This window comes from Vibrio renipiscarius, from assembly GCF_000827885.1.
Classification (GTDB): Bacteria; Pseudomonadota; Gammaproteobacteria; order Enterobacterales; family Vibrionaceae; genus Vibrio; species Vibrio renipiscarius.
In genome coordinates, this window is sequence record NZ_JTKH01000003.1 from 259140 (window position 1) to 278918 (window position 19779).

The 19779-nt window shown below is 46.0% G+C and carries 15 protein-coding genes; 11 read left to right on the plus strand and 4 right to left on the minus strand.

Annotated features, from left to right (window positions below; genetic code table 11):
• Nucleotides 1–24: 24 nt before the first annotated feature.
• Together OJ16_RS01435 and OJ16_RS01440 are read right to left on the minus strand one after the other, a co-directional pair.
• Nucleotides 25–510 (minus strand): GNAT family N-acetyltransferase, encoded by a 486-nt coding sequence (locus OJ16_RS01435; protein ID WP_040986643.1) that lies wholly within the window; start codon nucleotides 508–510, stop codon nucleotides 25–27.
• Nucleotides 511–984: 474 nt separating this feature from the next.
• On the minus strand, nucleotides 985–1872 hold the full coding sequence (locus OJ16_RS01440) for a PA4780 family RIO1-like protein kinase (RefSeq protein ID WP_082030205.1): 888 nt from the start codon (nucleotides 1870–1872) through the stop codon (nucleotides 985–987).
• 532 nt (nucleotides 1873–2404) lie between these two features.
• Here OJ16_RS01440 and OJ16_RS01445 point away from each other — a divergent pair.
• The 3 genes from OJ16_RS01445 to OJ16_RS01455 all read left to right on the plus strand — a co-directional run bounded on the left by OJ16_RS01445 (nucleotide 2405) and on the right by OJ16_RS01455 (nucleotide 6041).
• Nucleotides 2405–2824 (plus strand): Hsp20 family protein, encoded by a 420-nt coding sequence (locus OJ16_RS01445; RefSeq protein WP_040986645.1) that lies wholly within the window; start codon nucleotides 2405–2407, stop codon nucleotides 2822–2824.
• 291 nt (nucleotides 2825–3115) lie between these two features.
• Entirely contained in the window at nucleotides 3116–5011 is a 1896-nt protein-coding gene (gene dnaK / locus OJ16_RS01450) for a molecular chaperone DnaK (RefSeq protein ID WP_040986647.1), read from the plus strand.
• 130 nt (nucleotides 5012–5141) lie between these two features.
• Nucleotides 5142–6041 (plus strand): DnaJ C-terminal domain-containing protein, encoded by a 900-nt coding sequence (locus OJ16_RS01455; protein ID WP_040986649.1) that lies wholly within the window; start codon nucleotides 5142–5144, stop codon nucleotides 6039–6041.
• Between the two features lie 98 nt (nucleotides 6042–6139).
• On the opposite strand, the gene OJ16_RS01460 is transcribed toward OJ16_RS01455, so the two are convergent.
• A complete protein-coding gene (locus OJ16_RS01460) occupies nucleotides 6140–7357 on the minus strand; it encodes an acetyl-CoA C-acetyltransferase (protein ID WP_040986651.1) in 1218 nt (405 codons plus the stop codon).
• Nucleotides 7358–7367: 10 nt separating this feature from the next.
• Nucleotides 7368–8102, minus strand: coding sequence for a beta-ketoacyl-ACP reductase (locus OJ16_RS01465; protein ID WP_040986654.1), 735 nt, complete (start codon nucleotides 8100–8102; stop codon nucleotides 7368–7370).
• 317 nt (nucleotides 8103–8419) lie between these two features.
• Here OJ16_RS01465 and OJ16_RS01470 point away from each other — a divergent pair, with 317 nt between their 5' ends.
• The 8 genes from OJ16_RS01470 to OJ16_RS01505 all read left to right on the plus strand — a co-directional run bounded on the left by OJ16_RS01470 (nucleotide 8420) and on the right by OJ16_RS01505 (nucleotide 19777).
• Entirely contained in the window at nucleotides 8420–9328 is a 909-nt protein-coding gene (locus OJ16_RS01470; RefSeq protein ID WP_040986656.1) for a LysR family transcriptional regulator, read from the plus strand.
• A 173-nt stretch (nucleotides 9329–9501) separates the two neighbouring features.
• Nucleotides 9502–11106: an acyl CoA:acetate/3-ketoacid CoA transferase gene (locus tag OJ16_RS01475; protein WP_040986658.1), complete on the plus strand. Its 1605-nt coding sequence runs from the start codon at nucleotides 9502–9504 to the stop codon at nucleotides 11104–11106.
• 115 nt (nucleotides 11107–11221) lie between these two features.
• Nucleotides 11222–11638 (plus strand): MaoC family dehydratase, encoded by a 417-nt coding sequence (locus OJ16_RS01480; RefSeq protein WP_040987116.1) that lies wholly within the window; start codon nucleotides 11222–11224, stop codon nucleotides 11636–11638.
• Between the two features lie 19 nt (nucleotides 11639–11657).
• On the plus strand, nucleotides 11658–12860 hold the full coding sequence (fabV, locus tag OJ16_RS01485) for an enoyl-ACP reductase FabV (protein ID WP_040986660.1): 1203 nt from the start codon (nucleotides 11658–11660) through the stop codon (nucleotides 12858–12860).
• Between the two features lie 198 nt (nucleotides 12861–13058).
• Nucleotides 13059–14261 (plus strand): MFS transporter, encoded by a 1203-nt coding sequence (locus tag OJ16_RS01490; protein WP_040986662.1) that lies wholly within the window; start codon nucleotides 13059–13061, stop codon nucleotides 14259–14261.
• A gap of 9 nt (nucleotides 14262–14270) precedes the next feature.
• Complete coding sequence (locus tag OJ16_RS01495; RefSeq protein WP_040986664.1) at nucleotides 14271–15215, plus strand: alpha/beta hydrolase; 945 nt, start codon at nucleotides 14271–14273, stop codon at nucleotides 15213–15215.
• Between the two features lie 87 nt (nucleotides 15216–15302).
• Nucleotides 15303–16565: a hypothetical protein gene (locus tag OJ16_RS01500; RefSeq protein ID WP_040986666.1), complete on the plus strand. Its 1263-nt coding sequence runs from the start codon at nucleotides 15303–15305 to the stop codon at nucleotides 16563–16565.
• Nucleotides 16566–17341: 776 nt separating this feature from the next.
• Nucleotides 17342–19777 (plus strand): DMSO/selenate family reductase complex A subunit, encoded by a 2436-nt coding sequence (locus OJ16_RS01505; protein WP_040986668.1) that lies wholly within the window; start codon nucleotides 17342–17344, stop codon nucleotides 19775–19777.
• The last annotated feature ends 2 nt before the right edge of the window (nucleotides 19778–19779 follow it).

Here is a 19779-nt window from a genome sequence, read left to right on the forward strand (position 1 = left end):
AAGAGGCATGACTGTCACTGCCGATTAAAAGGTCAGCAGCATATCGTTCCAGCTTGAACCACCATGACTGGAAGCCGATTGGCCTAAGCGCTGAAAACCTTGCTGTTGGTAGAAATCAACCAAGTAATCTTTGCAGGTTAAAACGATGCCGTGATGGCCACGACTTTTACTCACCGCAATAAACTGCTGAGTCAGTAACGAGGCGTAACCTTTGCGCTGATGAGCAGGATCCACCGCTAAACCAAAGACCGTTTGGTATTTACCCTTTGGGCGATGAAGTGACGCGTCCGCATAAAGCGCATCGGGCAATGTGGGCGTATCATTAATGCACCCATTGATATGGCCGACAATTTCACCGTCAACTTTCAATACAAAGAAGCACTCTGGAAAGACCGCAAAGCGTTGTTTGAATGACGATAAGCTCGCCGCCTCTTCCGCGGGAAAGCAGACATTTTCAATTTCAGAGATTCGTAGAATTTCGTCGGCATTCGCCTGAATAAAAGTCGGCATTTTTACATTTTCCTTTTACGACAAGAACCCAATAGGCAAGCGCCTTTGTTCTAATCCAGATCATATTAGCTCTTCATCATCGTAGTGTACTCTTAAAAACCACATGAAAATAATGCATTTTATTCAACCGACAATGAATCAGGCACAAAGTGACATTACCCAACTATCGACACCCAAATAACGACTCACACTGTATTGGCACAAACGCGCCAAAGTGCTCCAAAAATTCGTTGGTTCATCGAACAATTTTCAATCTTTCATGGGGTTGAGACAACGCGCTATACCCAAATAACGTCAAGTTAGCGGGTAAGGGTAAGGCAGAAATAAAACTAAAATAGGGAGGGGGATATAAGGGACTAACCAGCAAGCACGCGTTATATCATGACATTGCTGGTTATTTAAAAAAGCAGACAGAGACGTTATCGAGCGATGTTGGTTTGTTTTCCACTCTTTCGCGTAAAACAAACCATCGAATTAATCTTCGCTCCAGTTGAACTTACTTTCATCGACACCATGCTTCGCTTCTTTCTGCCGCTCTTTTCTGAAACGTTCTTCATCGCGAGCAGCGTCAATTTCTTGCATGATCGTCGCAATATCCGCTTCTGTTTCGATTTCAGCGAATTGACCCGTCAGCACGGTATCTGGTGTTAACTCGCCTTTCTCATACAGCGCCCACATTTCTTTTGCGTATTCGGTATCACGCAATTCTGGGGCGAACTGGCCGTAATATTCACGGATATTGTTCACATCACGTGCCAACATCCATTCCGCGTTATTGTTTGCTGAAGCATCAACCGCCTGTGGTAAATCGATGATCACTGGACCATTTTCATCTACTAACACGTTAAACTCTGACAAGTCACCATGAATAATGCCTTCACACAGCATTTTCACCACGTAACCCATCATCGTTAAATGATCTTCACGCGCTTGTTCTGCCGACATCTCGACATCGTTTAATCTTGGCGCAACATAGCCTTCTTCATCGGTCACCAACTCCATTAATAGAACGCCATCAAAGCATCCATAAGGGACTGGAACACGCACGCCTGCCGCGGCAAGTTTGTACAAAGCATCGACTTCTGCACTTTGCCAGGCTTGCTCTTGCTGCTCACGACCAAAGCCGGAACCTTTTTCCATCGCACGAGCGCGACGGCTGTTGCGTACCTTTCGGCCTTCTCGATAAGCAACGGCTTTTTTAAAGCTGCGCTGAGTTGCCTCCTTGTACACTTTGGCACAACGGATCGTTTCACCACAGCGCACGATGTACACTGAGGCCTCTTTTCCACTCATTAACTGGCTTGTCACTTCATCGACTAAACCATCGTCAACTAAGGGTTGTATTCTTTTCGGTATTTTCATGGCGTCGTTATACCCTAGGAAGCAAAAGTAAGCGAGTAAATCCATATCTGATTTCGCAAGAAATTCTTCTATTATCACGATTGGTGTCGATTTAAATCGCGTTCACCCTATCGCCCCACCCTCGAGTCGTTCGAGTCTCACGCCCACATCCCCCGCATAACGCCCTTATCGACCTCCAAACGCAAGGAGGCCACCAACGAATCGCTCTGGCGTCGTGAATTGTATTTTTTTTGCATTTCGAGTTAATTTTTCTAATCACTGACTTGACAGCTGAATTACGGAAGCATATATTGATTACACGAACTGCCATATGGAGTTTGTTGATAGCTTGATTCGCCTTATTAAGGGAATGCAAAAGTTATCGGTTTAGAAGCGATGACCTAATCGACCACAGGTTGGTTAGTGGGCATAACTTCTAATTATTCACTGTAGAACGGTATGTCTCAATAAGCCTAAACAAGGCTTAAGAATACGAGTTCGATCTCTTCGCTATCGCGTCGAGAACTATTGCTTATTATTGAAGGATAGTATTATGCGTAATGTAGATATTTCTCCCCTATACCGCCATGCCATTGGTTTTGATCGCTTGTTTAATCTTGTAGAGAACAACGCGAAAAAAACACCTCAAACGGGTTACCCACCCTACAACATCGAACAGAAAGATGAGCACAACTATCGTATTACGATGGCCGTTGCAGGTTTCTCTGAAGATGCGTTAACACTGACTCAAAACGAAAATATGCTGATTGTTTCTGGCGAAATCAAGGCCGAAGAAACAAAAACCACTTACGTCTATCAAGGGATTGCTGAACGCAACTTTGAAAGAAAATTCCAACTGGCTGATTACGTTACTGTATCGGCAGCAAGTATGGAAAACGGTTTGCTACATATTGATCTCGTACGCGAAGTACCAGAAGCAATGCAACCACGTAAGATCGCTATCAACAAGTAGTTCTTTATAAGTGAACACTGGTAGAACATAACTCAGTATTGCCGTTAAACACCATGAGACAAAGCGTAGAAAGAGATCGCTTTAACCCTGGCTAAGATGGGTTTACACCCTAGTCAAACAGGTGGCCAACATTGCGTTACCACCGGTTTAGTGGCAAGACTGATAACAGTATATTTCATTGAGAATGAGCATAGTGATAGCAAAAATGCATTCTATGTTCTTATAAAATCAACATTCGAATTTAGCTAATTTGCATTAATATAACTAATGCAAATTACAGAGGTAATTATTATGGGTAAAATCATTGGTATCGACTTAGGTACAACGAACTCTTGTGTTTCTGTTTTAGATGGCGACAAACCACGCGTCATTGAAAACGCGGAAGGTGAGCGCACCACCGCTTCTGTTGTGGCCTACACAGATGGGGAAACGTTGGTCGGTCAACCGGCAAAACGCCAAGCCGTCACTAACCCAACCAACACGCTATTTGCAATCAAGCGTTTGATTGGTCGTCGATTTGAAGACAAAGAAGTTCAGCGTGACATCGAAATCATGCCTTACAAAATCGTTAAGGCGGACAATGGTGATGCTTGGGTAGAAGCAAAAGGCCAAAAAATGGCAGCGCCTCAAGTTTCAGCTGAAATTCTGAAAAAAATGAAGAAAACGGCGGAAGATTTCCTAGGTGAAGAAGTCACTGGCGCGGTTATTACGGTTCCGGCTTACTTTAACGACGCTCAACGTCAAGCAACCAAAGACGCTGGCCGTATCGCCGGTCTAGAAGTAAAACGCATCATCAACGAACCAACAGCAGCAGCGTTGGCATACGGTCTCGATAAAAAAGGCGGCGATCGCACTATCGCGGTTTACGACTTAGGGGGTGGTACGTTTGATATCTCGATCATCGAAATCGATCAAGTGGAAGGCGAGCAGACCTTTGAAGTGCTTGCAACTAACGGTGATACACACCTTGGCGGTGAAGACTTTGATACTCGTTTAATCAACTACTTGGTGGATGAGTTTAAAAAAGAACAAGGGATCAACCTAAAAGCGGATCCGCTGGCGATGCAACGTGTGAAAGAAGCGGCTGAAAAAGCGAAAATCGAGCTTTCTTCTACCACACAAACTGACGTGAACTTGCCATACGTGACAGCTGATGCAACCGGTCCTAAACACCTAAACGTGAAAGTGACCCGTGCCAAGTTAGAATCGCTCGTTGAAGATCTTGTACAACGTTCGATTGAACCACTGAAAGTGGCACTGGCAGACGCAAAACTGTCTGTAAACGACATCACCGATGTAATTTTGGTGGGCGGTCAAACCCGTATGCCAATGGTTCAAGCAAAAGTGGCGGAGTTCTTTGGCAAAGAAGCACGCCGTGATGTTAACCCTGATGAAGCCGTTGCAATGGGTGCGGCCGTTCAAGGTGGTGTACTGGCTGGCGAAGTAAAAGATGTGTTGCTATTGGATGTTACCCCACTCTCTCTCGGTATCGAGACAATGGGCGGCGTAATGACCAAGTTGGTTGAGAAGAACACCACCATCCCAACCAAAGCGAACCAAACGTTCTCAACCGCGGAAGATAACCAAAGTGCAGTAACGATTCACGTTCTGCAAGGTGAGCGTAAGCAAGCGACCTTCAACAAGTCTCTTGGCCAGTTCAACCTTGAAGGCATTCAGCCTGCACCACGCGGTATGGCGCAAATTGAAGTGACTTTCGACCTCGATGCTGATGGTATCTTGAATGTCTCTGCGAAGGATAAAACCACCGGCAAAGAGCAGAAAATCACTATCCAAGCGTCAGGCGGTTTGAGCGATGCTGAGATTGAAAAAATGGTTCAAGAAGCGGAAGCAAACAAAGACGCGGACAAAAAGTTCGAAGAACTCGCAGCGGCACGCAACCAAGCGGATCAGATGATTCACGGTACGCGTAAACAAATCGAAGAAGTGGGTGAAGCGCTGCCTGCTGAAGAGAAAGCGAAAATTGAAGCGGCAATCAGCGACGTTGAAGTGGCTCGTAAGGGCGATGACAAAGAAGCGATTGACACCAAAGTTCAAGCTCTCGCAGCAGCGGCTCAGAAACTGATGGAGATTGCTCAGCAACAAGCACAAGCACAGCAATCTCAAGGCAATGATACCCAATCGAAAGACGATGATGTGGTTGATGCTGAATTTGAAGAAGTGAAATAACGCTTTAGCTCAACTATCTGTACCATCTTAGGTGGTTGAGCGATATCATATTAGCAATGGCATTAAGGGCGTAAGAGATTTCTCGTACGCCCTTTTCCAGTTTTAGTCAGGAATAAAGCAAGAGGCTGACATGTCCAAACGAGATTATTACAGCGTGCTAGGCGTCTCTAAAGGAGACGACGTTAAAGATATTAAGAAAGCGTACAAAAAGCTCGCGATGAAATATCACCCAGACAAAAACCCAGGTGATGCAACGGCTGAAGACAAATTCAAAGAAATTAAAGAAGCCTACGAGATTCTGACCGACACCGATAAACGTCGCCAATATGACCAATTTGGCCATAGTGCATTTGACGGCAGTCAAGGCGGTTTTGGTGGTCGCTCTCATCACGGCCATGGCGGTTTTGAAGATATGTTTGGTGGCGGTGGCTTCAGACAGCAAGGCGGCTTTGGCGGTGGTTTTGGTGGCTTTGAAGACATCTTCAATCAAGGTCGTGGCCGACAAGCACGCCCGCAAAAAGGGCAAGATCGTGAATTTACCTTTACGGTCGATTTTGTTGATGCGGTACAAGGCGCAGAAAAAGTCGTTGAGCTACCAATCAACGGTGAACAGAAAAAAATCAACGTCAAGATCCCTGCGGGTATCAAAGACGGTGAGAAGATTCGCTTTGGCGGTAAAGGTGGCCCTGGTGTCAATGGCGGCCCAGCGGGCGACTTATTGTTGATCATTGCGACTCGTTCACACGCTTTCCTAAAACGCGATGAAGACAACCTTATCTGCACTAACCATGTTGACATGATCACCGCAGCATTAGGCGGCGAAACAGAAGTTAACGTATTAGATAGCCGTTTTAAACTGAAAATCCCAGCGGGCACACAAAGTGGCCGTAAGTTTAAAATCACCGGCAAAGGTGTGACTAACCGTAAAGGCGTGACCGGCGACTTGTTGGTGGTGATTCAAGTGGATACACCAACGAATCTGACCGATGAACAGAAAGCAATTCTAACGCAATTCCAAGCAACGCTTTGATCTTGCGATTCTCCGTTCTGATATAACAAAGCCACCATTACGGTGGCTTTGTTTTTCTCTAACAGATCGTTTTCAGTTTTTTCTATTGGGGGCTCTATTTAACGGGAAAACCAGATCTTTTTAATTAGGATTGCGGTCCCCATTCCTCCGCCAATACAGAGTGAAGCAAGGCCAAATTTAACTTCTCTCTTCTCCATTTCATAAAGCAGAGTGGTCAGTACACGCCCACCTGATGCGCCCAGAGGGTGCCCTAGAGCAATCGCGCCACCATTCACGTTAGTTTTATCATCGAACCAATTCATTGGTAAGTCGTAGTGATCACTTAACCCATGCATCACACCTAACGCCTGTGCGGCAAATGCTTCATTCAGTTCAAGAAGCTGAACATCGGCAAGTGTCATATTGGCTCTACTAAGTGCTTGTTTGATTGCCGGTACAGGCCCTAAACCCATGAATGCTGGGTCCAAACCACCTTGACCGTAACTGACGATTTCAGCCAGTGGGGTTAAGCCGTGCTCTTTGACTGCTTTTTCAGAAGCCACGACAAAAGCGACCCCACCATCGTTAATACCCGAAGCATTGCCCGCAGTGACTGAACCGTCTTTTTTAAATGCTGGTCTTAGCTTTCCTAAACTTTCAAGTGACGCATCTGCTCGTGGGTACTCATCTTGCGCAAACGTGACCGTTGAACGACGTTGATGCACTTCAACTGGTACAATTTCATCAACAAAACGGCCTTGCTCAATCGCAGTCATTGCTCGTTGCTGACTACGTAACGCAAACGCATCCTGAGTTTCACGGTCAATCTGGTACTTTTCAGCGATGTTTTCTGCTGTCATACCCATGTGGTAACGATTGAACGCATCCGTTAAACCATCGTGGATCATGGTATCAACCAATTGCTGATTACCCATTTTGCTGCCGAATCGGTTTTGCGCACTCATTAAGTAAGGCGTGCTCGACATGTTTTCCATACCCGCTGCGACCACTAAATCGGCATCGCCCGCTTTGATCTTCGTCGCCGCTTCCATCACTGTTTTCATGCCGCTGCCACAGATCATATTGAGTGTGTAAGCAGGAACCGAATCGGGTACATCGGCAAATTTAGCCGCTTGACGACCTGGGCCCATGCCTTGGCCTGCAGTTAACACATTACCGACAATCACTTCATCAAGTAAATCAGGAGAGACGCTCGCTTGCTCTAGTGCCGCCTTGATTGCATGCCCCCCCAACTCAAATGCAGGAACCAGTGATAAAGATCCACCAAATGCGCCTAAAGCGGTGCGCTTTGCACCAACAATATAAACTTTACTCATCAGTTACTCCTTAAATCACCAAGCCGCCGTCGATTTTTAGTGTTTGCCCAGTAATGAAGCTCGCGCTGTCACTGGCTAAGAACACTACACCGTTGGCAATATCTTCTGGCTTACCCATGCGGCCGAGCGGCGTTTTGGTTTTCATGTAATCTAAGACTTTTTCTGGCAAGTCGATCGTCATTGGCGTTTCAATAAAGCCTGGGGCAACACAGTTCGCACGCACTTGGGCGCCTTTACGAGAAAACTCTTTCGCCCAACCTTTCGTCATTGAAATGACACCGCCTTTGGTTGCACCGTAGTTACTTTGGCCGACGTTGCCATCAGTCCCCACGACAGAAGACATGGTAATGATCGAACCGACGCCATTTTCAATCATAATTGGCGCCACCGCCTGGGTCATATTGAAAACGCCTTTAAGGTTCACATTGATGACCATATCCCAGTCATCTTCACTCATACGATCAAGAAGGTTATCGCGTGTAATACCAGCGTTATTCACCAACACATCAACCCTGCCATGCTCTTGCTTGATTGCTTCGACTAATGAGTGAATATCACCACGTTCACATACGTTCAGCTGTTTAACGCGAACATTGCTGTAAGTCGCTTGTAGTTCTTCAGCAGCTTGAGCATTCATATCACACGCATAAACCATTGCTGCATTTTGCTTGGCAAATGTTTCCACGATGCAGCGGCCAATTCCTTGAGCGCCACCAGTAACGATACAGATTTTGTCAGTAAGCATAGTTTTCACCTTAATCAGGAGGGATGCGAAACTATGTCTTGGCATAGTTCAGTTGTTCGCAGTAGGTGAAATAATTCTATGGATTAACATTCGCTTTGTGGACTAAATTACGATCAAAACACTATTGCAAATATGGGACAATATATGGCAAATACCCGCTTGCTATTTTTGGTTATTTCTCTGTTCGAGCCTTACCTGCACGATATTCTGCTTTAATTTTGACCTACATTAACAAATGAACCTTTTTCGGTTTCCTCAACATTTCCGTTCCGCTATAACGTTGATTAAACGAATTTTGCAATAATTAAGGATGCATCATGTTAGATAAAATCGTTTACTTTCTACATGTTGTACGTACGGGTTCATTCAGCCTCGCCGCAAAACAATATGGCATTTCGGCTTCTGCAGGCAGCCGCTGGATCATTGAACTCGAAGAGAGTATGGGCATCAGCCTATTAAAACGTTCAACGCGAAAAGTCGTCCCAACCCAAGCGGGTTTGAGATTGTTCGAACGCTTTAATCAGGTAAACAGTGAAATCGATGACATTTTCACTGAGATTCAAAACTTAGGGAATGATGATCGCGGTATTATTCGTATCGCCTCTACGCCACTATTTGCACGCGATTTCCTTGGCCAAATTGTCGGAGAATATTTACAGCAATACCCTCACGTCACTTTTCGCATCCTCGAAACCGCTTTCGATATGGACCATTTAGACGAAATCGACTTTGCCATTCGAGCCAGTGCTGTCTACCAAGGCTTCCAAGAGAAAGACAGCTTGTTGGTCAAACGCTCTTTGCTTAAATATCCGCTGATGGCGTGTTGCTCCCCCGAATATATCAACAAGTACGGCCAACCCGAATACCCCGAAGATCTTCGTCGCCACAATTGCCTCTATGCCTCGACTCTCGTCGGTGGAAACAAATGGGTATTTGAACGCGATGGTGAAATGACCACGGTAAACATTTCACAAACGGTAGAAGTGGAAGATAGCCAATTCATCAAAACAGTCGCGTTAAATGGCGGCGGTATTAGCTATCTGCCGGTTAGACTGATTCAAAATGAACTGGAAGATAAGCAATTGGTGCAAGTTTTACAGCAATACACCAACAGCGAGTTTGAGTTCAGCCTCTACTATCGCCCTCGTCGCCAAATGCCAATGCGTTGTGTGAACTTTAAAGACTACCTGATCCGTCGCGTACGAGAAATTTCAGGGCAAGACTGACCACACCACCACCTTTCTAGAGCAGCACCACGCTGCTCTTTTTATTATCCCAAATTCGCAATTATCTTTCCTTTTATTGTCTATTTTTTCATTAATCAGAAATGCTTACACTTTTTTCATTCGCTCTGGATATCAATGCCCAGGCCACAATAAATTTCCAGAAGGAAAGTAGAATGAAAACAAAAGTGTTAACTGCCCTACAAGCAGCAGCTTTGATAAAAAATGGCGACAAGGTGATCTTAGGCGGCTTTATTGGCGCAGTTGTGCCCGAAGCCATTGAGCGCGCCATTGGCGAGCGCTTCATTAACACCGGTCAACCCCACTCATTAGAACTCTATTTTACGGCAGGCCAAGGTGATGGTGTTGATAAAGCCACGAACCACCTCGCTCATCCGGGTATGGTGAGTATGGCTTGTGGCGGCCACTGGGGATTAATTCCGCGCCTTCAAAAACTGGCAAACGAAAATAAAATTCAAGGCTATAACTTCCCTCAAGGTGTTATTGCCCAACTGCTAAGAGACTCTGCCGCAGGCAAGCCCGGCACTCTTTCTCATGTTGGCCTAGGTACATTTGTTGACCCACGTTTAGGCGGCGGAAAAATCAACGCCTGCACAGAAGAAAATCGCGTCTCGTTGATGGAAATCGAAGGCGAAGAATACCTATTTTATAAGCGACTCAACCCAACGGTCGCTTTGATCAGAGGCACAACGGCCGATGAAAATGGCAATATCACCATGGAAGATGAATGCCTATTTCTAGAAAACCTAGCGGCGGCGCAACTGGTCACAAACATGGGTGGTACAGTGATCGTACAAGTAAAGCGCGTGGTGAAAAACGGCGAGCTTGATCCCCAACAAGTGCGTATTCCTGGCATCTTTGTTAACGCGGTCGTTATCGCAGAAGAATCCTTACACATGCAAACGTTCGCGGAGCCAATGAACCCCGCTTATTGTGGCCGAGGAGAAAAAGCGCAAAAAGCCGTTAAACCTCGTCCATTAGATGCGAAGAAAATTATCGCTCGTCGTGCTGCCATGGAGCTGCAACGTGGGGCCATTCTTAACTATGGTATTGGCGTGCCAGAGGTGATTGCACAAATAACCGACGAAGAAGGTATCACCGATCAAATGATCGCGACGGTTGAGCCCGGTGCAATTGGAGGTACGCCAGCAGGCGGTCTTAGCTTTGGCGCCTCTGCGTTCCCTGAAGCGGTGATCACTCAAGACCAAATGTTTGACTTCTATGATGGTGGCGGTATCGATCAAGCCTTCTTAGGGCTTGCTGAGTGCGACCAATACGGCAACCTAAACGTGTCAAAATTTGGCACCAAGATCGCCGGTTGTGGTGGCTTCATTAACATCACTCAAAATGCGAAGCAGGTATTTTTCTGCGGTACGTTTACTGCCGGTAAGCTTGAAATCGAAACTGGAAATGGTGAGTTGTCGATCGTGAATGATGGTCACATCAGCAAACTAATCAATGAAGTACAACAGATCACCTTCTCTGCGGATATCGCCAGACGTAATCACAAACCCGTGCTTTATATCACTGAACGTGCCGTATTTCGTTTGGGAGAAACCACACTTGAATTGATTGAAATTGCACCGGGTATGGATCTTGAGAATGACATTCTCGCCAAGATGAACTTTACGCCCGTGATAAGCCACAACCTAAAAACCATGGACGCGCGTATTTTCCGTGATGAACCAATGGGCCTCACCCTGCCAGAGACGCTCGACGCCCCGGTACAAAAAGCAACCAAACAAGCAATGATCGCATAACCACCTCCCTCTCATAAGAGTCCGCTTTTGTGAGAGGGAAATAATTTTGCCATACAACGGCAGTGCTGTTTTCGCTACGCCACTTTATCGCAAAGTTATTTTAGAGATCAAAACCATGAGTTACTCCATAGAACAGCTCGTTGTTGGCCAACGAGCGCATTTTGAAAAAACCATCAGTGAATCAGACATTCAACTGTTTTGTGGCATCAGCGGCGATATTAACCCCGTGCATGTCAGCCAAATCGCTGGTCAAAACAGTATTTTCGGTAATCGTGTTGCCCACGGCATCATGGTTTCAGGGCTAACGTCTGCCGTCCTTGGCATGCAGTTACCAGGGCCAGGAACCATCTATCTTGGCCAAGAGCTCAAGTTTACGGCGCCGGTTTTTATTGGCGATACGATTCGCGCCGAGGTGGAAGTTATCGAAATTAATCCTGAAAAAAACATCGCTAAATTGGCGACTCGCAGCGTGAATCAACATAACAAAATTGTGATTCAAGGTGTCGCCACGGTTATGCCCCCAAAACACTAATGATTACAAAGGTATTATTATGATTATTGAACCTATTGTTCAGGGCGTGGTTGCACGTTCAGCTCACCCTATCGGTTGCCGCCAAGCGGTATTGAACCAAATTAACTATGTACAAAACGCTCAAACGATCCAACAAGGCCCTAAAAAAGTACTCGTACTTGGTGCGTCATCTGGTTTTGGCTTGGCTTCACGAATTAGCCTTGCTTTTGGTGGGTCAAATGCCGATACCATCGGCGTATCATTTGAACGTGGTCCAAGTGATAAAGGCGTGGGTACCGCGGGTTGGTACAACAACATTTATTTCCGCCAAGAAGCAGAAAAACAAGGTTTGATTGCCAAGAACTTCGTCGGTGATGCCTTTTCAGCGCAAACACGCCAAGACGTTTTAGACTTCATCAAGAATGAATTCGGCGGCACCGTAGATCTGGTTGTTTACAGCCTTGCAACCGGTGTTCGTCCGAATCCTGAAACGGGTGAGCTATGGCGCTCATCCATCAAGACAGTTGGCGAGGCTATCTCTGGACCCACCATCAACATTGAGATGGATTCATTCGAAACCATGGAAATTGGAACGGCTTCTGAATCAGAACTAGAGGCGACGATTAAAGTGATGGGCGGTGAAGACTGGCAGAGTTGGATCACCATGCTTTCTGAAGGGGGCGTATTAGCCCAAGGTTGTAAAACCGTTGCTTACTCTTACGTTGGCCCAGAAGTCACCTACCCTATTTATCATCAAGGCACGCTGGGCCGTGCGAAAGCGCATCTGCACGCCACTGCCGATACGATTAACGAGCAACTCGGTGCCATTGGCGGCGAAGCTTATGTATCCGTTTGTAAAGCGCTCGTCACTAAAGCAAGTGTCTTCATTCCTGCCTTTTCGCCTTACATCCTTTCACTGTTTAAAGTTATGAAAGAAAAAGGCACGCACGAGGGTTGTATTGAGCAAATGCAAAGACTGTTTGCACAACGTTTGTACAGTAACCAAGCGGGTGTGCCGGTCGATAACGCTCGTTTAATTCGTATTGATGACTGGGAACTTGCGCCACAAACACAAGCGGAAGTGAAAGCCATGATGGCCCAAATGACCAACGCTAACTTCCAACAAATTGGCGATTATCAGGGCTACAAACTCGACTTCATGCAGTTGAATGGTTTTGGTTTCGCAGAGGTGGACTATTCCGCTCCAGTCAATATACAAGAATTGGCATTATTAACCCCATAATGGCTCGCTAACCAATCGTTATAGCTCGACTACCCAAGTCGGGTTATAACTCTATATTACTGATTTATAATAACTTTAATTCTATTCTTGATTGAGTTCACACAATTCATTCTTGCAAAATCAGCATAATGCCACAGTTTTTATGGGGTATTATAAATATGAAAAATAATCCAAGTATCACCCTACAAGGTACATAATATGAATAAGAAACATCTTATCGAAATAACGATATTTCTCACCTACGCCCTCTTTGCTATGTCCTGGGTTGCTGGCTCTATGATGACACCAAACATCATGGCTTTTTACAACATCGAAGGTATGGCGGCAGCCACCTGGATGAACAATGCCATCACCATTGCTAAGATCATTGGCAACCTTGCAGCAGCATGGTTATTGGTTAAAATGGGGCCTAAAAAAGCCTTTGCTATTGCTTCCTTGCTCATCGCAGCAGGCGCGGCTGGGGTCTTTGCTGGCAGTTACTCACTGTATGTCGTATCACGCTTAGTGATGGGTTTTGGTGGCGCATTTGCCATTGTTTACTTCAACCCTATCGTCATTAACTATTTCAATGCCGAAGAGCGCCCAATGATCAATGGTATCAATGCGGCAGCGTTCAACATGGGTAACCTACTTGCCTTGCTATTCACCGGTTCACTGCTTTCAACTTTGGGCAACTGGCAAAATGTTATTCTCGCCATTTCAGCGATCAGCTTGGCCGTATTGGTTGTCTGGTGGTTCGTTAGTGATGATTTTTCTCTGTCTGCTAGCGCTTCAGGCGACAAACCACAAGTCACTTACACACTAAAAGATGGGGTAAAAGAGTCTGTAAACTGGTGGTTACCCATTGCTTACTCTGGTCTTCTTTTCTGCTACATCTCTGTTTTTGCGCTTTTCCCATTAGTCCCTACATTCGCTGCCGAAGCTAAATACCTGTCTTCTATCATGATTGGCGCTGGAATGGTGGGAACTATCGCAGGGATTATGATTGTTAAACGCTACCCTCTACGTGTCCCTGTTATCCGTGGTTGTGGCTTGGCGATGACACTTTTTGCCGCGGTGATGATCACCACCAGCAACGCGACTATTGCTTACGCTGCTGCGTTTATGGCTGGCTTCTTCATGTTCATGCCGATGACGGCACTGGTGACACTGCCACAAGAACTGCCAAATATGACCCCTGCCCGCATCACGGTGATCTTCGGCATGTTCTGGTCAATATCTTACATGATCGAAACCGTTTTAATGTTCTTAGCGGGTGTGCTTGCCGATACAACGGGTAATATTGCTTATGCGGCAACCTTCGCCGTGATCTGTTCTTCTACCTTTTTCCTTGCAAGCTTCTTCTTACCAGAGACCGGTAAAAAGCCAGAGCTTACTAATACTACAGCCAAGACAGCTTAAGGAGGCGTTATGCGTCAAGTTAGTCCAAAATTACAAACATGGTTAGAGAACTTTAACATCGCGGTAGGCCAACTGATTGAAAACGGTTTTAAACCAACAGCAACAAACGCTCGTGAAGGTTTAGCGAATTTAACCAAAGGGTTAGTCACCGATATTCCGGCCGTTGCTTGGGTACAAGATGATTTAGTCGCAGGTGAAGCGTACAACGTTCCAGTGCGTATCTACCATCCAGGTCCTGAAACGGCATTGCCTGTACTGGTTTATTACCACGGCGGTGGCCACATGGCTGGTAGCGTTACGGTTTACGATCCTATCTGCCGTAAGTTAGCACTCGCGACGAAACACATTGTGGTCGCCGTTGATTACCGCCTTGCGCCTGAGTGTCCTTACCCTGCGGGTATTGTGGATGCATACACAGTGGTCAGCAACCTATGGGCAACACTAGATGGCCGTGAGCTGAAATACTTACCAACGCTTTCTATTGCCGGAGATTCTGGTGGCGGCGCTCTGGTCGCGAGTGTCAGTGCCCAAGCGCAGTTTGATGAAAACGTTTCTATTACCAAGCAAGTGATGCTTTATCCAAGTCTCGATTACACGATGGACAGTGCTTCAATGGAAGAAAATGCGACAGGCTATCTACTACAAAAAGGGAAGATTGCTTGGTACTTCGATAACTACTTCCATAACAATGAAGATCGTCGCGAAGCATCGCCACTGTATCAACCAATGACGGCGCAACTGCCAGCTACATTGATGATGACTGCAGAGTTTTGCCCACTGCGTGACGAGGGTATTGCCTATGCAGAAATGGCGCAAAGTGCAGGAGCGCATGTTGAGCACTACCACTTCAATGACATGATCCATACCTTCCTTAATATGGAAGATCTGGTCAAAGAAGAGTGCGATACCGTTTACCAAAAAATCAGTGCATTCCTAAACTCAGCACACGCCTAAATAAGTACCCTCTTAAACTTGGTGCTTACTTCTGACCCTCATATGGGTAACTCCCTGAAGTAAGCACCCTATTACACGGAAATTAATATGAAAGCGCATACGTTATTTTTAACGGTAGCGGGGCTTTGTTCGTCTTTTGCTAACCAGGCCGCCATTGTGGAACTCAATGATGACATCAAATTAGACTGGGGAATGGATGCTTATATTCGCGGCCATGCCATCGATGCTAGCGATGAAGAAAGCAGCAATGGCTACACCAGCAGAGTTCGCGTAAAAACCAACCTCATTTTTTCTGATGGCTGGTCAATCAATACACGCTGGCAAGGCTACTACGATTGGTCTGGTGACCGACGTCATAGCGGGGGCGCTGGCAGTAACTATACTGATGGCAGCAATGCCGATGGCCTATCGATGGACTTAGGTTTTGTACAATATGCTGATCAAGGCTTGGTGCTCAGAGCCGGCCGCCAACGTGCCGATTGGGCGTACGGTTTCAATATTGAAAATGATCGCCGTGATCGCTTATTGGCCATGAAATCCTATCAATATGGTAATAACGACCAAATCAGCCTACTCGGCATTTACGATCTCCGTTTTGCCGAAAGTGAATATGAGTCAAGTTTAGATGTTTATGACGATGTTCACATGTACGCACTCGCGGCCGTTGGCAGCCATGGCGTAGTCGATTGGGGCATGCTTTGGGCCTACTTCGACGGGGGTGAAGGTAATATTGGCGACGCAGCGTCAGGCATTCCACAAGCGGGCTACGGCATTGATTACTTCCACAACATTTCACCTTTCATCAATGTCGCAGTGAATGACTTTTCGGTAAAAGCCGCCGCAAACGTTATTTTGTCAGACTCAACCGACAAAAATGGCTACCACACTACTTGGGGTAAAGATGGCTTAGCCGGTTTTTTTGAAACAAGCTATCAATTAACCCCAGCCGTGAAGCTGCAAGCGCAAGCCATTGGTTTTATTGATGGTGGTTTGGTTGGCCGTGGTTTTGATACTTACTCTGGCCTAATTAATAACAGCGATCGTAATGACCCAAGTCCAATTTCGCGTCAATTCTTTGGTGGTTTAGGTCATGAGAATAACGATGGTCAACTGTATGCGGCGCGTATCGATTGGCAAGCCTCTGACCAATGGAACATCAAATTTGCGGGCGGGCAAATGAATATTGATCACAACCTTGGTAGTGATACCGATTTAGAAGCCACCTTCTTAGATCTCAGCACACAATATCAATGGAGCAAGTTTACTGACTTTGTGGTGCAAATGAGTTGGGCAGATAAGGATATTGATGATCTCGCCGTCATGGCGATGGTGAACATCAAATACAATTAACGTTGGGTAGTTCTCTGCGATAAGAACTAAATAAGACGAAATATCAATGACGCTACCTGCTCTTGGCTAGCGTCATTTTTGTATCCATCACTCGTTAATTGTGCATTCCTCCGCCTCTGTGATGAATGAATGACTTCTGACTAAAATATCAGCATCAATCCCCGTTGGTTTGTGTAATAAATCGTCATAATTTCTCTCTATCAGCTACCGCTCGCCTTCTATTTGCAGTAAAAGTCGCCTCGTAACGTCACTTCTGGCCGATCTAGAACCTCTTTAGCATCACTCAGCGGTTCTTTATTGTTAACAGAACGACACATTTGTTGCCTTTCATTGCTGATCATTCGCATGCATAACGACCACGACGAAAGACACTAACAAAGTGATGCCTCATGACTTTTATCTAGTAATTAAGTGGTAGTTTCCAGTCTATTTTATGCAATAAACATTCATTAATTGTGTCGAGTTATGTTTATCTTCTGAATTTTGTTCACATTTTAAAAGAAAGAGCAACACAACATCACAGCAACAAATAAACAGAACATGAAACACTTATGAATAAATACATCAATAAGAGTCAGAATATTAATAGAAGCACCTCAAAGAAATCCCTCCGTCGAGCGTTAACGTGATTTCAATCAAATAAAAGGTTCGCTGAGCTCATTACATTCTCTGTTAGCAAAAGTTTGTTAAAAAACGTCATTTAATGAAATTTAAACAAAGCTTTTCGTGAGCATAAATAATCAAAAATATAAATATTCATTCATTATGGAACTCATATGAAGAACTGGATTAATGAAGCAATTTTGTCGCCTATGAAGCGCCGCACGTTTATGAAGTGGGGAGCAGCTGTCGGTGGAACAACAGCTGCTGTTGGTATGGGTTTACCATTAAAAGCCGCCGCCGCAGAGGCAACAACGCAACAAGATGGCGAAACGAAAACGGTTTGGTCTGCCTGTATGGTGAACTGTGGTAGTCGTTGTGCGCTGCGTGTACACACTAAAGACGGTGTGATCACACAAATCGAAACCGACAACCGTGGTGATGACAACGGCGAATTTGGCACCCACCAAATCCGTGCGTGTCTACGTGGCCGTTCAATCAAACACCGCGTTTACAACCCTGATCGTCTGAAGTACCCAATGAAGCGTGTGGGTGAACGTGGCGAAGGCCGCTTCGAGCGCATCAGTTGGGATGAAGCCATGGACCTTATGGCAGATAAACTCAAGTACACCATCAAAGAATACGGTAATGATTCGATCTTCATTACTTATGGTTCAGGTACGCAAGGCTACCGCACCGACGGTAAAGACTGCTTTAAGCGCCTGTTCAACATGATGGGTGGCTTCCTCGATTACTACGGTAACTACAGCTGGGGTCAAATCATGTTTGCCCTACCTTTCACCTATGGTGACAAAAAGGCCGCAGCTTATGGTTCGTACACGACTGAAATCGAAAACGCTGAACTATTGGTGATGTTTGGTTACAACCCTGCAGAAACTCGTATGAGTGGCGGCGGTGAGATCCACGAACACATTAATGCACAACGTAAAAACAATGTACGCACTATCATCATTGATCCTCGTTACACTGATACCATGTTGGGTAAAGAAGACGAATGGCTACCGATCCGCCCAGGCACTGACGCGGCATTGGTTGAAGGTATTGCACACGTATTGATCACTGAAAACTTGGTAGACCAAGACTTCCTTGATAAATACTGCCAAGGCTACGATGAAAAATCTCTGCCAGCAAGCGCACCGAAAAATGGTCACTATAAAGCGCACATCCTAGGCCAAGGCCCAGATGGCATTGAGAAGACCCCTGCATGGGCGGCTGACATCACGGGCATTCCAGCGAAGAAAATCCAACAACTTGCGCGTGAAATTGGTACCGCAAAACCATGTTTCATCACCCAAGGTACGGGTATTCAACGTCAAGCAAACGGCGAACAAGCTTCTCGTGCGATCGTTATGCTGCCAATCTTGACGGGTAACATTGGTCTGCCAGGCACCAACACGGGTGATATGCCAGCAAACTACAGCTACCCAGCACCACGTATCCCAGTGGGTACAAACCCTGTACAAGTTAAAGTTCCATTCTTCAAATGGAGCGATGCGATTTGGCGTCACGAAGAAATGACGAACAAAACGGACGGTATTCAGGGCGACGAGCGCATGCGCACGCCAATTAAATTCATCCTTGCTTACTCTGGTAACGTATTGATGAATCAACACGCTGACTTAAACCGCCAAGCCGAAATCGTCAAAGACGAGTCGCTAGCAGAGTTCATAGTGGTGTGTGATAACCATATGACGGCATCGGCACGTTATGCAGATTTGCTATTGCCAGACGTTACCACCATTGAGAACAACGAAGTCAGTTCTGATGGTTACTCGTCAGGTTCACTGGGCGGACTATTCCCACTAGTGCGTGCGATTGAGCCACTGTATGAAACACGCAGTGCATACCAAATGTGTGCAGAGCTATCTAAGCGCTTTGGCCTATACGACCAGTACACCGAAGGTCGCGACCGTGAACAGTGGTTGGAATACTTGTATAGCGAGCGCATGAAGCAAGATCCAAACATTCCTTCACTGGAAGATCTGCGTAAAGACGGTCCTTACACCGTGGTGGCACCAAAAGAAGGCCGTATCGCGCTGGAAGATTTCCGTAAAGATCCAAAGGCAAATCCAGTCGGTACCCCATCTGGCCTAATCGAAATTTACTCGACCAAGCTAGAAACGATTACCAAAGAATGGGATATCGAAGACGGTGATGTCATTTCTCCACTGCCACAGTACGTGACAACATGGGAAAGCCATTTGGACCCGAAAACAGAGCAGTTCCCGCTGCAACTGTTCGGTTACCACACCAAAGGCCGTACACACTCGACTTACCACAATATCCCATGGCTACGTGAAGTCGTGTTCGATGGTATTTGGATGAACCCGATGGATGCGGCAAAACGCAACCTGAAGAGCGGCGATTTTGTTAAGGTCTTCAACGACCGTGGTGAAATCCGTGTTGCAATCAAAGTGACTCCGCGCATCATGCCGGGCGTAACAGCAATGGGCCAAGGTGCTTGGTATAGCCCTGACAAGAAAGGCGTTGACCAAGGCGGTTGTATCAACTCGCTAACGTCACAACGTGCGACCCCGTTATCAAAAGGTAACGCACAGCACACCATTCTTGTTGAAGTTGCTAAAGCGTAAGG

Excerpts from the sequence above, each read along its gene's own strand:
- fabV (WP_040986660.1), top strand. The coding sequence starts at position 11,658 with ATGATTATTGAACCTATTGTTCAGGGCGTGGTTGCACGTTCAGCTCAC.
- OJ16_RS01440 (WP_082030205.1), bottom strand. The coding sequence starts at position 1,872 with ATGAAAATACCGAAAAGAATACAACCCTTAGTTGACGATGGTTTAGTC.
- OJ16_RS01460 (WP_040986651.1), bottom strand. The coding sequence starts at position 7,357 with ATGAGTAAAGTTTATATTGTTGGTGCAAAGCGCACCGCTTTAGGCGCA.
- OJ16_RS01495 (WP_040986664.1), top strand. The coding sequence starts at position 14,271 with ATGCGTCAAGTTAGTCCAAAATTACAAACATGGTTAGAGAACTTTAAC.
- OJ16_RS01435 (WP_040986643.1), bottom strand. The coding sequence starts at position 510 with ATGCCGACTTTTATTCAGGCGAATGCCGACGAAATTCTACGAATCTCT.
- OJ16_RS01490 (WP_040986662.1), top strand. The coding sequence starts at position 13,059 with ATGAATAAGAAACATCTTATCGAAATAACGATATTTCTCACCTACGCC.
- OJ16_RS01505 (WP_040986668.1), top strand. The coding sequence starts at position 17,342 with ATGAAGAACTGGATTAATGAAGCAATTTTGTCGCCTATGAAGCGCCGC.
- OJ16_RS01445 (WP_040986645.1), top strand. The coding sequence starts at position 2,405 with ATGCGTAATGTAGATATTTCTCCCCTATACCGCCATGCCATTGGTTTT.
- OJ16_RS01500 (WP_040986666.1), top strand. The coding sequence starts at position 15,303 with ATGAAAGCGCATACGTTATTTTTAACGGTAGCGGGGCTTTGTTCGTCT.
- OJ16_RS01475 (WP_040986658.1), top strand. The coding sequence starts at position 9,502 with ATGAAAACAAAAGTGTTAACTGCCCTACAAGCAGCAGCTTTGATAAAA.
- OJ16_RS01470 (WP_040986656.1), top strand. The coding sequence starts at position 8,420 with ATGTTAGATAAAATCGTTTACTTTCTACATGTTGTACGTACGGGTTCA.
- OJ16_RS01480 (WP_040987116.1), top strand. The coding sequence starts at position 11,222 with ATGAGTTACTCCATAGAACAGCTCGTTGTTGGCCAACGAGCGCATTTT.
- OJ16_RS01455 (WP_040986649.1), top strand. The coding sequence starts at position 5,142 with ATGTCCAAACGAGATTATTACAGCGTGCTAGGCGTCTCTAAAGGAGAC.
- OJ16_RS01465 (WP_040986654.1), bottom strand. The coding sequence starts at position 8,102 with ATGCTTACTGACAAAATCTGTATCGTTACTGGTGGCGCTCAAGGAATT.
- dnaK (WP_040986647.1), top strand. The coding sequence starts at position 3,116 with ATGGGTAAAATCATTGGTATCGACTTAGGTACAACGAACTCTTGTGTT.